The sequence below is a fragment of the Streptococcus sp. 5004 genome, from assembly GCF_013276755.1.
Classification (GTDB): domain Bacteria; phylum Bacillota; class Bacilli; order Lactobacillales; family Streptococcaceae; genus Streptococcus.
Genome location: NZ_VMLP01000002.1, coordinates 96221 through 112083 on the forward strand (window position 1 = coordinate 96221; position 15863 = coordinate 112083).

Annotated in this window: 8 protein-coding genes, 1 other RNA gene and 3 pseudogenes; 7 read left to right on the forward strand and 5 right to left on the reverse strand. The window is 39.8% G+C overall.

Translation table 11 applies throughout. The features are described from left to right. Window positions 1-75: 75 nt before the first annotated feature. Both rlmB and def read right to left on the reverse strand, forming a co-directional pair. Complete coding sequence (rlmB, locus tag HT685_RS00615) at window positions 76-804, reverse strand: 23S rRNA (guanosine(2251)-2'-O)-methyltransferase RlmB (protein WP_000855742.1); 729 nt, start codon at window positions 802-804, stop codon at window positions 76-78. Window positions 805-848: 44 nt separating this feature from the next. Next, the gene (gene def, locus HT685_RS00620; protein WP_173225930.1) at window positions 849-1460 is read right to left on the reverse strand and encodes a peptide deformylase; all 612 of its coding nucleotides are present in this window, start codon (window positions 1458-1460) and stop codon (window positions 849-851) included. A 257-nt stretch (window positions 1461-1717) separates the two neighbouring features. On the opposite strand from def, the gene HT685_RS00625 reads away from it, so the two are divergent. The 4 genes from HT685_RS00625 to ssrA all read left to right on the forward strand — a co-directional run bounded on the left by HT685_RS00625 (window position 1718) and on the right by ssrA (window position 4932). Further along, complete coding sequence (locus HT685_RS00625; RefSeq protein WP_173225931.1) at window positions 1718-3037, forward strand: CapA family protein; 1320 nt, start codon at window positions 1718-1720, stop codon at window positions 3035-3037. A 21-nt stretch (window positions 3038-3058) separates the two neighbouring features. Next, complete coding sequence (locus HT685_RS00630; RefSeq protein WP_173225933.1) at window positions 3059-3886, forward strand: HAD family hydrolase; 828 nt, start codon at window positions 3059-3061, stop codon at window positions 3884-3886. 1 nt (window position 3887) lies between these two features. After that, on the forward strand, window positions 3888-4523 hold the full coding sequence (locus HT685_RS00635; RefSeq protein WP_173225935.1) for a GDSL-type esterase/lipase family protein: 636 nt from the start codon (window positions 3888-3890) through the stop codon (window positions 4521-4523). A gap of 61 nt (window positions 4524-4584) precedes the next feature. Then, window positions 4585-4932, forward strand: a transfer-messenger RNA (tmRNA) gene (gene ssrA / locus HT685_RS00640). Window positions 4933-5189: 257 nt separating this feature from the next. Here the strand turns inward: ssrA and HT685_RS00645 are convergent. The 3 genes from HT685_RS00645 to HT685_RS00655 all read right to left on the reverse strand — a co-directional run bounded on the left by HT685_RS00645 (window position 5190) and on the right by HT685_RS00655 (window position 8480). Beyond that, on the reverse strand, window positions 5190-5537 hold the full coding sequence (locus tag HT685_RS00645; RefSeq protein WP_138702464.1) for a thioredoxin: 348 nt from the start codon (window positions 5535-5537) through the stop codon (window positions 5190-5192). Window positions 5538-5648: 111 nt separating this feature from the next. Next, window positions 5649-7367 (reverse strand): phospho-sugar mutase, encoded by a 1719-nt coding sequence (locus HT685_RS00650; RefSeq protein ID WP_004254235.1) that lies wholly within the window; start codon window positions 7365-7367, stop codon window positions 5649-5651. Window positions 7368-7601: 234 nt separating this feature from the next. Next, complete coding sequence (locus tag HT685_RS00655; protein WP_173225937.1) at window positions 7602-8480, reverse strand: Rpn family recombination-promoting nuclease/putative transposase; 879 nt, start codon at window positions 8478-8480, stop codon at window positions 7602-7604. 490 nt (window positions 8481-8970) lie between these two features. Between HT685_RS00655 and HT685_RS10255 the strand changes: the two are divergent. From HT685_RS10255 to HT685_RS10320, 3 pseudogenes are all read left to right on the forward strand, one after another. Next, a pseudogene (locus tag HT685_RS10255) lies at window positions 8971-9075 on the forward strand (YSIRK-type signal peptide-containing protein); the annotation flags it as partial. A gap of 1807 nt (window positions 9076-10882) precedes the next feature. Next, window positions 10883-11685 (forward strand): annotated as a pseudogene (locus tag HT685_RS09915) (MucBP domain-containing protein); the annotation flags it as partial. A 30-nt stretch (window positions 11686-11715) separates the two neighbouring features. Further along, window positions 11716-15618, forward strand: a pseudogene (locus HT685_RS10320) (LPXTG cell wall anchor domain-containing protein); the annotation flags it as partial. Between the last annotated feature and the right edge of the window lie 245 nt (window positions 15619-15863).

Genomic DNA, 15863 nt, shown 5'->3' on the forward strand with positions numbered 1-15863 from the left:
CGTCAGTTCCATCTACAACCTCAAAGCAGTGCTTTGAGCTGTCTACAGCTAGCTTCCTAGTTTGCTCTTTGATTTTTATAGTCTATTTCGGAAAACTTCGTACATGAGAATGGCCGCAGCAACACTGGCATTGAGACTTTGAACATGTCCATTCATCGGAATGGTAATCATCTCATCAACCTGTTTTTTGATGTTACTAGAGATACCTTTTCCTTCATTTCCGATGATGAGGGCGATTTTCCCTTTTGTATTCCACTTGTGGCACGGAGTACCATTCATATCCGTTCCAAAGGTCCAGAATCCTTCATCCTTGAGTTTGTCCAGAGTTTGGCTCAGATTGGTTACTCGGGCAATTGGAACGTGTTCAATAGCACCTGTGGCCGTTTTGGCAACGACAGGAGTTACTCCGACAGCACGGTGTTTGGGAATGATGACACCTGAAACATTGGTCGCATCAGCGGTTCTTAAGATGGAGCCTAGGTTGTGAGGGTCAGTTAACCCGTCCAGAATCAATAGCAAAGGATTTTCTTCTTGACGCGTTTTGGCAAGAATGTGATCTAGCTCGCTATAGGCAAATTCAGACACTCGTAGAACAAAACCTTGGTGGACAGCACCTTCAGTCATCTCAGAAAGGGATTTTTTTGAAGTCCAAGAAATGGACACCTTCTTTTCTGTAGCCAGTTCTTTGACTTTCTCAACATTCTTACCTCGGAGATCTTCTTGGAGGTAAAGTTTGTTTCCTGTGTTTGCAAGGAGGGCTTCGGTAACGGCGTGGACGCCATAGACAATATCATTTGTTTTCATGCCTCTATTATAACACAAAACCCCGTCTTGCAACGGGATTTTCTTTATTCTAGAATTAGTAAACCATCTTTAACTGCAAATGGGTCTTTTTCATTGATGCGATCGTAAAACATGATTCCGTTAATGTGGTCAATTTCATGCTGAACAACGATGGAATTATATCCTTTAAGTTTGATACGGTGTTTTTCTCCATCTTTGTCAAAGTAATCAACAGTAACGCGGGCATGGCGAACAACATAGCCAGGCACGTTGCGGTCAACAGACAGGCAACCTTCTCCTTCACCAAGAGCAGCGTCTTGAACAGAGTGAGAGACGATTTTTGGATTGTACATAATGGCTTGTAAGTCGTAGGCTTCCTGTGGCGTTTCGCCTTCTTCAACAATATTTGGCACCAAAACAGCGATAATGCGTTTTGAGATATCCAACTGAGGAGCAGCCAGTCCAACCCCACCGCGGAGTCCCATCTGTTCAGCCATGACGGGATCTTGGGAATGTTTAAGGAATTGCATCATCTTTTCGCCTAGGATGATTTCCTGGTCAGACAAGGGAAAAGTGACTTCCTCAGCAACCGCGCGTAGAGTAGGATTCCCCTCGCGGATAATATCGTTCATATCAATTAAGTGAGCAGCTTTTGTAATACGTTCTATAGCAGACATTTTCTCTCCTTTCATTACCTCTACATGATAACACAAAATGACAAGGATTGAAAGTGTTATAGCCTTTAGGATTTATAGAAAATAGATAGGAAGTTCAATTCATACTCAATGAAAATNNGAAGTCAGTAACATATATACGGTAAGGCGACGCCGACGTGGTTTGAAGAGATTTTCGAAGAGTATCAATTGTGAAAGAATTACTTATCTATGATATAATAAAAAGAAAAGGCTTGCATAAGAAAGTAGGGAGAATGAAGATGCAAAGAAGACAAGGTAGAAATCAGGGTGGTTTAGCTTTTCGTTTTATGAAGGGCTTGGTAAACTTTTTTAGGAGTTATCGCAGGTGGAGCAATAAAGGATTTGTGGCGATACTCTTGCTAGCAGTTGCTTTATCAATGGGCTTGGTCTTGTTGTTTGAAAGTTTCCAAGGAATCCCTTTAACCAGTCAAAAACGAGATACTATTTCTCAAGAGGGGACTAAGCAAAAGTCTCAGGAGCAGGAAGAGGAAAAAACTGCCAGAATTATGGCCAACGGAGATTTGCTCTACCACGATGGACTTTTCTTTTCAGCTAAAAAAGGAGACGGTACCTATGACTTTCATGAGAATTTTGAGTATGTTACTCCTTGGCTTAAGCAAGCAGACTTAGCTATTGGTGATTTTGAAGGAACCATCAATAAGGATCATTATTTAGCAGGTTATCCTCTCTTTAATGCTCCTGCTGAAGTTATGGATGCCATTAAGGATGCAGGTTATCATGTGCTGGATTTAGCTCATAATCATATTTTGGATTCGCAAATTGAGGGAGTTATTTCAACGGCCGATATTATTGAGAAAGCTGGAATCACTCCAATCGGAGTTTATACGCATGAACCACGTGATCAGGCTCCGCTGGTCATTAAGGAAGTGAATGGTATCAAGGTTGCTCTTTTGGCCTATTCCTATGGTTTCAATGGAATTGAGCAGTATATTTCTCAGGAAGACTATAATCGTTATCTTTCAGATTTAAACGAAGATAAGATGAAGGATGAAATTGAACGGGCAGAGAAGGAAGCAGATATCACCATTATCATGCCTCAGATGGGTGTTGAGTATCGATTGGAACCAACTGAGGAACAAAAAGCTCTTTATCACAAGATGATTGATTGGGGAGCGGATATTATCTTTGGAGGTCATCCACACGTAGTTGAGCCATCTGAAACGGTTGAAAAAGATGGAGAAAAGAAACTCATTATCTATTCAATGGGGAACTTCATTTCCAATCAACGAATTGAATCTATGGGAGATGAAGAAAATGCTAAGTGGACTGAACGTGGCGTTCTCATGGACGTGACCATTAAGAAGAAGGATGGAAAAACAACTATCGGAACAGCTAAAGCTCATCCTACTTGGGTCAATAGAACACCAAAGGGAACCTTTTCACCAGAAGGCTATCCTTTATATCATTATCAAACCTATATCTTGGAAGATTTCATAGAGGGTGGCAGTCATCGTGACCAGTTAGATGAAGCGACTAAGGAACGAATTGATACAGCCTATAAAGAAATGAACGAACATGTGGGATTGAAGTGGGATTAGCTTGAATCCAGAGGGAAGTAAATGACGATTAAAGTAATTGCGACAGATATGGATGGGACCTTGCTGGATGCTAGAGGCCAGCTGGATCTCCCACGATTGGAAAAGATTTTAGATCAGTTGGATCAAAAGGGTATTCGTTTTGTCATCGCGACGGGCAATGAAATTCACCGCATGAGGCAACTACTGGAGCACTTGGTCGATAGAGTGGTTCTGGTTGTTGCCAACGGTGCTCGTATTTTTGAAAACAATGAACCGATTCAGGCTCAGACTTGGGATGATGCCATTGTCGATAAGGCTTTGGCTCATTTCAAGGATCGAGCGTGTCAGGACCAGTTTGTTGTGACGGGCATGAAGGGTGGTTTCGTCAAAGAAGGTACGATTTTTACAGATCTTGAAAGTTTTATGACTCCAGAAATGATTGAAAAATTCTACCAACGGATGCAGTTTGTGGATGAATTAACCTCTGACCTCTTTGGTGGTGTGCTCAAGATGAGTATGGTTGTTGGTGAGGAACGTTTGAATTCGGTCTTGGAAGAAATCAATGACCTCTTTGATGGCCGTGTTCGGGCTGTATCCAGTGGCTATGGTTGCATTGATATCCTCCAAGCTGGAATTCATAAAGCATGGGGCTTGGAAGAATTACTCAAGCGCTGGGACTTGACCTCCCAACAAATCATGGCTTTTGGCGATAGTGAAAATGATGTTGAAATGCTTGAAATGGCTGGAATTGCCTATGCGATGGAAAATGCTGATGATAAGGCCAAAGCTGTTGCGACGGCTCTAGCGCCAGCCAATAGCCAAGGAGGAGTTTATCAAGTCTTGGAAAACTGGTTAGAAAAAGGAGAATGAAGTGGCAGTACAGTTATTAGAAAATTGGTTACTAAAGGAACAAGAAAAAATCCAAAACAAGTATCGTCACTTAAATCAGGTTTCTGTTGTAGAGCCAGACATTCTTTTTATTGGGGATTCCATTGTCGAGTATTATCCTCTACAGGAGCTATTTGGGACTGCAAAGACAATTATCAATCGAGGCATTCGTGGCTATCAGACAGGGCTGTTACTTGAGAACCTCGATGCGCATCTGTACGGTGGAGCAGTAGATAAAATTGTCCTTTTAATTGGGACAAATGATATCGGAAAAGATGTGCCTGTGAATGAGACTCTCAATAATCTCGAAGCTATCATACAGTCTATTGCTCGTGATTATCCATTGACAGAGATAAAATTGCTTTCTATTTTGCCAGTCAATGAGGGAGAGGAGTACAAGCAGACAGTCTATATCCGCTCGAATGAAAAAATTCAGAACTGGAATCAAGCCTATCAAGAACTTGCTTCTGCCTATATGCAGGTGGAATTTGTGCCAGTTTTTGATAGTTTGATAGACCAAGAAGGTCAACTAAAAAAAGAATATACAACTGATGGATTGCACCTTAGTGTCACTGGTTATCAGATTTTGACAATATCTTTGAAAGACTATCTTTTGTAGTTAATTAATTTCTTTTTTGCATTTTTGAGTTAGATAAGGTATAATGGTTTTATTGTCTTTTGGGGTCGTTACGGATTCGACAGGCATTATGAGGCATATTTTGCGACTCGTGTGGCGACGTAAACGCTCAGTTAAATATAACTGCAAAAAATAACACTTCTTACGCTCTAGCTGCCTAAAAACCAGCAGGCGTGACCCGATTTGGATTGCTCGTGTTCAATGACAGGTCTTATTATTAGCGAGATACGATCAAGTCTTGTCTAGCGGCTTGATAAGAGATTGATAGACTCGCAGTTTCTAGGCTTGAGTTATGTGTCGAGGGACTGTTAAAATAATACATAACCTATGGTTGTAGACAAATATGTTGGCAGGTGTTTGGACGTGGGTTCGACTCCCACCGGCTCCATTATTCCTTTGCATTCTTTTGCATTCCTTGGTAAAACGTTGTTAAATCAACGTTTTTTATTTTTGTCTTTGGTATTCCTTGGTATTCTTTTGCGAAAAAGGGAGTCACAAACAGAGCCTAAAACAGACCCTATTTTTACAAAAGGGACACAAAAGGGACACAAAAAGGATACAACATTTTTGTCGTATCCTAAAAATCTATGTGCTTCATAAAGCGTTCTTCGGCTTCATTATGCGTTTTTGTGATTGTTAGCTGATTTTTTACAATCCTGCGAAATCTTTGATTTCTTGTGCTGACATTGAAGAGTCGCAACGGACGTTGATTTGTCCATCTGCAACGTGAACAAAGCCTGGTACAGTTGGGATTCCATAGCGTGAGCGGAATGCTTGTAACTCATTGAGTTGGCTTGGTTCTTCACTGTTGATGAAGTAGATGTGAGCTTTGGTTTCAGCTACGACACCTGCCAAGGTACCAGCAAATTTACGGCAGTAAGGGCAAGTTTTGCGACCGATAAAGAAGGTTGCAGTTTCTTTTTTATCAAGAGCTTCTTGCGCACGCGCAACTGTAGTGACTTCAAGGTCTTTGATATTATCTAAAAATTGTTCCATGAGATTACCTCGCTTTCATTGATATGTCTAGTATGCCATAAAGTTTCTAAAATTGCTTAGATTTGATACGAAAAAAAGATGAGATTGGTTGGTCTCATCTTTTATAGGATTTTATTTTACAAAAGCATTGATTTCTGCTTCGATGTTAGCAATTTTAGCTTGTGATTCTTCGTTTGTTTCCCCTACAACTGCAATGTAGAACTTGATTTTTGGTTCTGTACCTGAAGGGCGAACAGCAATCCATGAACCGTCAGCAAGTGTGTATTTCAACACATCACTTGGAGGAGTTGTCAAGTTTGTAACAGTTCCGTCAGCAGCAGTAGCTGTTTGAGCTTTGAAGTCTTCTACGACAGTGATAGCTGTTGTATTCCATTCTTTTGGAGCATTGTTACGGAATTTAGCCATAATTGCTTTGATTTGTTCGGCACCATCGACACCAGAAAGGGTAACAGAGATAGTCTTTTCTGCGTAGTAGCCGTACTCTTTGTAGATTTCTTCGATACCGTCAGCAAGTGTCAAACCACGTGAACGGTAGTAGGCAGCAAGTTCAGCAACGACAAGAACGGCTTGGATAGCATCTTTATCACGTACGAATGGTTTGATCAAGTAACCGAAGCTTTCTTCAAATCCCATCATGTAAGTGTGGTTGTGTTTTTCTTCGAATTCTTGGATTTTTTCAGCGATAAATTTGAAACCAGTCAAGACGTTGAACATAGTTGCGCCGTAGCTTTCAGCAATTTTCGTTACCAAGTCAGTTGATACGATAGATTTGCAGAGGGCTGCATTTTCAGGAAGAGTTCCAGCGTTTTTGTGGGCTTCCAAGATGTATTTAGCCATGATAGCACCGATTTGGTTACCTGAAAGGTTGAGGTAGCTACCATCTTTTTGAAGAACTTCAACACCGACACGGTCAGCATCAGGGTCAGTTGCGACAAGAACATCTGCACCAACTTGACGACCAAGTTCTTCAGCAAGTGCAAAGGCTGCTTGACTTTCTGGGTTTGGAGATTTTACAGTTGAGAAGTCTGGGTCAGCAGTTGCTTGCGCTTCAACGACTTGAACTGAGTCAAATCCTGCTTGGGCAAGGGCACGACGAGCCAACATTTCACCAGTACCATGAAGTGGTGTGTAGACAATCTTCATGTCTTTACCAAATTCTTCAATCAAAGCTGGGTTGATGTTTACGTCCTTAACCTCTTTAAGGTATTCTACGTCAACAGCTTCGCCGATAACTTCAATCAAGCCAGAAGCTTTTTCAGCTTCCACATCAGCAACTTCAACAGCAAATGGGTTTTCGATTGCACGGATATAAGTAGTCAAAGCGTCCGCATCGTGTGGAGGCATTTGTCCACCGTCTTCACCGTAAACCTTGTAACCGTTAAATGGAGCAGGGTTGTGGCTGGCTGTGACCATGATACCCGCGAAACAGTTGAGGTGACGAACCGCAAATGAGAGTTCTGGAGTTGGACGAAGGCTTTCAAATACATAAGATTTGATACCGTGTTTAGCAAGAACTGCAGCAGATTCAAAGGCAAACTCAGGTGAGAAGTGACGGCTATCGTAGGCAATTGCGACACCACGTTCTTTTTCGTTTCCACCTTTTGACTCAATCAAACGAGCCAATCCTTCAGTAGCTTGGCGAACAACGTAGATGTTGATGCGGTTTGTACCAGCACCAATCAAGCCACGCATCCCTGCAGTACCAAATTCAAGATTTGTATAGAAGGCATCTTCCTTAGTTTTTTCGTCCATATTTTCCAAATCTTGACGAAGATAGTCAGGAAGCTCCGCAAAATCAACCCATTTCTGGTAATTTTCTTGGTAAGACATTAAAATTCTCCTTTATTTTTAAAACATTTAATCAGTTTGATTATATCATTTTTTTTAGTTTTAGTAAAACCTTATCTGCTTCGAAAATCTTTTCAAACCAGGTCGGATTGAATTTGGGGTTTATATGATGTTGAGGCTAGGGAAAATTCAATCTCAGTAAAAAAAGTAAGTCTTCTCATAATAAAACATTGATACCAAACGTTTTATTATGAGAAGACTTTTACCCAGTATCTTTTATTGGTGATAATCTCTCAATAGCGCCTCAAACTCAGCGACAGTCATTCCCAATTGCTGACTTGCAACCTCAGCGGTTAAAAGATGCTGGCGAACGAGATTTACTAATCCTTTTTTCAGTCCTTTCTCCTCAGCTTGTTCCAAGGCATAGTCATGCGCTAACAAGGCTTGTTCTTCTCGCCTGCGTTGTTCACTAAACATCTTCCTGTCCTCCTCGGACCAGCTTTTGTAGTCCAGTAGTTGATCTGCCTGGCTGATGGCTCGCTCGGGTTCTTGAGTAAAGGGTTTATTCCCGAAAAACTCCAACCACGGTTTGCGAACCTTGTCTTTGCTGGTTTCTCTGTATTTTTTTAGTTCCAAGAATGCCATCTTGACTAGATGGTTTTCTTGTCCATTAGTTGTGATGGTTAAGACTTCACCTGTCGTGTCCTCGCGCATACTAAAGCTATGAAAAGCCAAATCATCTGAGAAGTAATTACTATCTACGATAGCAATAGCATATACTGGTGCGATGTGTTTATAACTCTGATGTGTATCACCTTCTCGTTGGCGAATTTTTTCTAGGTTTTGATTGACCTGACTGCACAAATAAGCCCACAGGCGATTGATGAAAAAATTCTGATGATGGACTTGTATTTCGATAATAACCTGTGTCCCATTGTCCAACTCCGCTAAGACGTCTATACTGGTATAGAAGTCCTGTGCCGAGTAGGGCAGGGAAGGTAAGACATGAATATTGCTCCCCTCCAAAATGGTTACATTTTTGGCTGGTAAATCCAGCATATCGCGAATAAATTGACAAGTGATCTCTGGATTGCTAAAGATTTTCTTAGCAACCAAGTCGTTGGTTGGGCTAATGCCCGGATGTCTGAGAATCATCCTTTTCCTCCTTTTATTATACCACAGTTTTAAATCTAAGTTTACTAGATTCTATGGTTCTATCTATTTATTCGGAAAAGAAAGGGAAAAGTTTAAAAATAGTAAGGCTGTTTGCTTGTAAATCAGTTGGGTTTCTTTTTTCTCCGTCGCTACTACACTTAAATTTTATAGGCTCTTGAAGTCAAAAAATCTTCTATTTCCGTATAACACAGTCCCTTATGTAACTGACTCTTGGATATGGACGTATTACTATATTTCTTGGGTAGACTATCGATATAAAAGTGACTTTTGACGTTTGTGGACTGATGAAGGGCTCCTAGCTTAGCTTTGATCTCAGTAAAAAGAGTCGTCTATATCCTAATCTGCCATTCGTAAAGTTTGAAATTTACAGCCGACTGGTGTATAATATTTAGATGAAATTGTATTCTATTATGTAGAAATAGTAGAATAATATATATATATATATATATATATATATATGGAGGCGGGCATGAATAGTCCAGAAAAACAATTAAAATACAGTATACGAAAAGTAAGTGTCGGTGCAGCTAGTGTTGTCATTGGGGCGCTCTATCTTTTGATGGGAGCTGGGATTGCTCATGCTGAGGGCGTGGAGTCAGCGAGGGAAGCTGAGAGGACAGCAAACCCGACAGATCCAGGACAGTCTGGAATTGGAGAGCCAGAAAACAAGACTGACCTCAGTCATACTGATGCAGCAGCAAACACCTATAATGCTCCCGTAGCTGACAATCCGCTAGTAACTCCAGAAAGTACGAAACCTCGTACTCGTAGTAAAAGAGAATTAGCTGATGGGGAGTCAAGTGATTCATCGAATGGAGCTACAGGAACTGAATCAGAGCCGACTTCTGGAAATGAGGGAGGTTCAGACACAGCAGATACTGATTCAGATTTACTGGATGCCAATCGTAAGGGTGACACAGTAAAAGAACACCAGCCCGGGGTCATTGTGCCTAAAGATGGAGAGACAGGTGGGGATGATAAGAATGCCCATCTGAAATTTGATACTCCTAAGGAAAATCTGACTCTCGAACAATTATGGGATATTGTAAAAAATATGCCAGACGACTTCCAAAATAATGAACGTTCTTACTTGCGTAGTATGAACACCCTTGGGGATGCTCTTAGATTTAAAAACGGCAAAGTCAGTGAAGATGGTACAGGAGATAAATTACAAGATGGTGAAATAAGAGAACTTGATTCTTTCGGTGGATGGACAGCGATTGCAGGTAAAGATGGCAGACCAGGTAAATTCGTTATTGGTAAGAAAAATGCAGATGGTTACTTTACAGGTTGGTATAAGAAAGAAGATGGTACGATTGAACAAGGTGGTATGCTTGGGGCAGATGCCTTAGATAACATCTTTGTGCACGAACAAGCATTAGACCGTCGTTTTAAATACATGCTTATGCTTGTTAAAGGACGTACACGAGCTAATCGTGACGAGACGGTTTCAGATAATTCGAAGTATGATCCACGTGCTCAAAATGAACGTGCTAATAAGAACTCCACCGAATTTAAGAATCTCCCATTTTTAGAAAAAGATAAGTATAATAAATATTCTCCAGGTGTAGTTGGATATAATGGGATAGAGAAGCAGTTTACTGCCTTTTCTCCTGGCTTCGGAAGCCGTGTTCGTGTGGAATTTGTGACAGGATATATCTCAGATATTAATGGTTCTAAAGGAACCTATCGAGTAGTCATTAAAACTAAGGATACTGCTGGCCAAGAGAAGACGGTATACGATGAAACCATTCACCGTGTAGCCGAAATCGTTCAAAATGAAAACTTGTACAAAAAAGGTTTAAATGTAGAACTGGCGAATTTCCAAATTTCCAAATTTTTTAAAGATGAGTTTAAATCTCGTGTTAATAAAATTCGTAATGAGAAAATAAAATTTACTCCATTACACCGTAAACCCAGAAGATATTATACAGAAGAAGATACCAAACTGTACAATCAATTGGAAGCAGAAGCTAGGGAAGAAGTTAAAAAACAAGGCGATATTGTATTAAATGTTACGGAAGACTTCTTAAGTATAGAAAAATCAAAAGAAAGAGATTCAGAGTGGGGAAAAACATTCACAAGCACATCTCAGTCAACTTCAAAGCTATCAAACGAATTAAATAATTTATTGAAAGTTGCTGATAAAGATACTCCTAATACCCCAACTTGGCTAAACTCAAGCACTCCTCCAGCTAAAGCTGATGACAGAGTATATAAACTACTGAGGACTCTTATACCAGGTGCTAAGAAAATTACCTATCATGTTAAGGATGATCAGCTAGAAGTAGAAACAGAAAAATACACCTATCTCGCCGCTAGAAATGGTAGTAAGGAAGCAGGTATTCAAGGGTCAGATATAGAAGCAACTGCAAGTGCAGATACATATGGTGTTGATTCCCAAACCTTTGAGAGAGACAATACAAATACAAAAGCAAATAACCTTAATAAAGGTTGGGCTAGATCTGATTCTGAAGACTTCAAACATTTCTCACACTTTGTAGGGGTAGACAAAGGAATTGTGCGAACGAATGTACTGACTGATAAACAACTATCTGATAAGATTAAGGACGCAGTGGGTCCTGGAGATAGCAATCTAGGAAAAGGTGGCTACTTCTCTACTGGGGATGTTTTATTAGCAAAAGATGTTGTTTCTTATACCGTACAAGTATTTTCAGAGAATAATGACAGAGTAGGGGTAAATCCTCAAAGTCACCGTGTTCAGTATAATCTTCCAATTCTCGCTGACTTTTCAGTCATCCAAGATACTGTGGAACCATCACGAACCGTTGTTGAAAAAATCATTCCAAAACTAAATATTCCCGAAGAAGAGAAAAAGAAAATAACCGAAGAAATCAAGAAAAAGAAGAAAACCTCAGAATTGGCAGAACTAATCTCAGGAAATGTGAAAGTTCGTTATGTTGATGAACAAGGGAATTTATTATCATTAAAAAATGACACTGGAATTGGAGAAAAAGAAAGCGACGGAACCTACATTACCAACAAAAGACAGCTTATTGGTACCAGCTATAATGTCACAGATAAAAAACTCAGTAGCATGACTACTACTGACGGAAGATATTATACTTTTGAAAAAGAAGCTACAGATTCTGCAAGTTTAACTGGGAATATTGTAAGCGAAGGTAGAACAGTGACCTTAGTTTATAAAGAAAGCGAAGCGCCGGCAGAAGTAGATGCAACCAGAACAGTTAAGAGAACAATTACCTATGTAAAAGAAGATAATGTGAATGGAACTATAAAAAGAACGGTTCTTGAAAAACAAACGAAAGAAAATACAGTCACATTCACAGGAAAAGAAGTAACTGATACAGAGCATAATACGGTATCTTACAAGAACTGGACAAGCACAAATAGTAAATTCCCGAAAGTAGATACACCAGTACTAGAAGGTTATATCGCAGATATAGCAAGCGTAGGAGAAGAAGAAGCAACAGCGCCAACTTCAACTGGTGATGTGACTAATCTAACGAAAGAAGTTGTTTATACAAAACTAGGAAGTTGGGTACCAAACTTACCGAAAGGTGTAACACCACCTGAAGGAACAGATATGACACCTAAACCATATCCAAACGATCCAAACGATCCAACAAGACCTGGAGATCCAACGGATCCTACTACACCAAATGTACCAGTGATTCCATATGTGCCAGGTTATACACCAAATGTTGGCGGAACTCCTTTAGTACCGAAAAATCCAACAGATTTAACGGAAGGATATACACCACCAACTCCAACAGATCCAAAAACAAATATAGAAATAAACTATACACCAGATCCACAAAAAGCAGTAGTAAAAGTCTATACGATCAGAGATGGCGTAAAAATAGAATTGCCGAATGAAAAAGTAAGTATCGATAGTGGTATACCAGACGCTGCAATTCCTTCAACAAAGCTTGATGAAAAAATCAAAGACTTAGAAAAACGTGGATATATTGTAGATAATAAAACACCATTAAAAGGTGAAACGTTTGATAAAGTAAAAGATTCAGAAACTGGAGACCCATCGCAAGTTTATGAACTCATTCTTAGAGAGCGTACATCAGTTGAAACAGAAACAAAATCTGTAACACGTACGATTAAATACTATAAAATTGATGAAATAAATGGAACAAAAGTTGAAGTTGATAATGGTAAATTAACGAATACTAAGACAGCTGAATTTACCCGCGAAGTAACTACTAACTTAGCGACAGGTCTAACAACAATAGGTGCATGGAGTGATAAACAAACACTAGATGAAGTGAAAACTCCAGTATTAACTGGATATATAGCTGATAAAGTGAAGGTTCCTTCTAGTGAAGTGACAGCTGATACTGAATCGTTTGAAGAGGAAGTTGTCTACAAGAAAATTGGAAGCTGGGTACCAAAAGTGCCAGGTGTAGAAAACCCAACACCAACACCAATTCCATATCCAAACGATCCAAACGATCCAACAAAACCTAAATATCCTGATTATCCGACAACACCAGGAAATCCAGGAGAAACACCAAACCCTCAACCTGGCACCCCAGACGGTGAAACTCCAGGAACTCCTGAAAAACCAAAAACTCCACCAGTAATTCCATATGTACCAGGATACACACCAAAAATCGGAGACAAACCGTTAGAACCAGTTGATCCAAATAATCCAGAAATTGGATACAAGGTACCACCGATTCCAGAAACACCAGAAAACGATACGCCGATTGAGTATGAAAAAGATCCTCAAAAAGCTGTAGTGAAGGTGTTCAACACAACAACTGGAACAGAGGTAGAATTACCAGAAGAGAAAGTAGAACTTTCAGGTAAAACAGGTGAGCCGATTCCAACTGATTCAGTAACAACTAAGATTGCAGAGTTGGAAAAACGTGGATATGTAGTTGAGAATAAAGACTTATTAAATAATCAAAAATTTGATAAGGAAAAAGATCCAACAGATGGAGATCCAACACAAGTATTCAAATTACTTGTTAAGGAACGTACTGTAGAAGTAACAGAGCCAAAAAATCCAAATGATCCAGTAGATCCAGATAAACCAGAAGGACCAAAATGGCCAGCAACTGGATTAGCAAAATCTGACTTAGAAAAAGAAGTAACACGTACAATTACTTACGTTAAGAAAGAAACTGCGGATGGACCAGAAATAGCGGATGCGAAACCAACTGTAAAACAAACAGCCCACTTCAAACGTAGTGCGACATATAATGCAGTTACAGGAACAATCACATACGGAAATTGGGAAAGTGCGGATAAAGAATTAGCAAAAGTAGACACACCTGAATTAACAGGCTATGTAGCAGACAAAGCTTCAGTAGATAAAGTGGAAACAAATGTAGATTCGACAGGATTAGATCAAAAAGTAGTTTATACTAAACTAGGAAATTGGGTGCCAAGATTACCAGAAGGTGTAACACCACCGACAGGAACAGATATGACACCTAAACCATATCCAAACAATCCGACAGATCCAACTAAGCCTGGAGAACCAGAATATCCACAGCCAGGAACACCAGTTGAACCAAACACACCAGTGATTCCATATGTGCCAGGTTATACACCTAAGACACCAGATGGAAATCCATTAGTACCAGTTGCTCCAAAACATCCAGAAAATGGATATAAGGTGCCACCAGTACCAACAGAACCTGGTCAGGATACACCGATTGAGTATGTAAAAGACGGACAACAAAAAGCAATCACAAGCTTCGTAGATCCAAAAGGAAATGTATTAGAAACACCAATCACAGAAACAGGAGATTCAAATACACCATTAACAAAAGACGGTGAAATCAAAGCAACAATTGCGAAATTAAAACTAAAAGGATATGATGTTGAAACTAACACTTATCCACCTAAGGGTACTTTTGATAACGATCCTAAGGTTGATCAATACTTCAAGGTGACATTAACACCACGTGTTAAACCAGTGAAACCATTTGATCCAACAGATCCGAAAGATCCAAATAAACCAGTACCAGGACAACCAATCGATCCAGATACACCAGTAGATCCAAATAATCCAAATGATCCAACAATTCCAAGATGGACAGAGGACTTAATCAACAAACTAGAAACTACAAAACAAGTAACACGTACAATTAACTATGTTGACGAAGAAGGAAACAAACTTTCTGAACCATCAACAGACAAAGTGACATTCACACGTGAAGCTAAGATTAACGTAGTAACAGGTGAGATTGCTTATGGAGATTGGAAAGCAGTTGGTGGAGATAGTACATTCGATAAAGTATCATCACCAGTAGTTAAAGGTTACATCCTTAAAGACCCAGCTCAAAAAGAAGTAGCTGAAAGAAAAGGAATAACACCAACTGTTGCAAATCAAACAATTGAAGTGGTTTACAAGAAACTTGGTTCATGGATACCAAAAGTGCCAGGTGTAGAAACACCAACGCCACTACCATATCCAAACGATCCGACAGACCCAACTAAGCCTGGAGAACCAGAATATCCACAGCCAGGAACACCAGTTGAACCAAACACACCAGTGATTCCATATGTGCCAGGTTATACACCTAAGACACCAGATGGAAATCCATTAGTACCAGTTGATCCAGAACATCCAGAAAATGGATACAAGGTACCACCAGTACCAACAGAGCCTGGTAAGGATACACCGATTGAGTATGTAAAAGTTCCAAATACACCTAGTCCGGAAGAACCGGTAAAACCAACTCCAGAAAGTAATCATATTACAATCTGGGTGGATGAAAATGGTAAGCCATTGAAACCAGAAAAATCTGGAACTCATGAGCCAGGAAATATTCCTGGATACAGATATATTACAACTGTAACGAAGGATGGTGTTACAATTCATAGATTTGAAAAGATAACACCAGTAGAGCCTAATAATCCTGTTCCACAGAAACCGACCACACCGATTCCAACTCCACAAGATCCGACTATTCCAACACCAGAAAGTCAAATTCCAACTCCAAACACTCCAGAAGCAAATACTCCGACTTCTGAGACAAATAGAAGAGAGGAATTGCCAAACACAGGTACAGAAGCTAATGCTACCTTGGCTAGCGTTGGTATCATGACCTTGTTAGCTGGTCTAGGACTAGGATTCTTCAAGAAAAAAGAAGATGAAAAATAAAGCTCTTTATCAACTGTAGCAGGTTGAGAAAAGCTAAGATTAAGAAGAGACTGAGAAAAAAGCCTCTCAAATCAGAAAAACGCATAGTATCAGGTATTGAAAAACTTGAGACTATGCGTTTTATTGTGGAAAGATTTACTTCATTTTTTACGGAAGTTGAGTTTTTGGTCCAGTCTCTTTAAATTATATGTTCTCTCAAATTCAGAATAGAGCATTATAACTTATAAAACATTGCTAGAAATTGA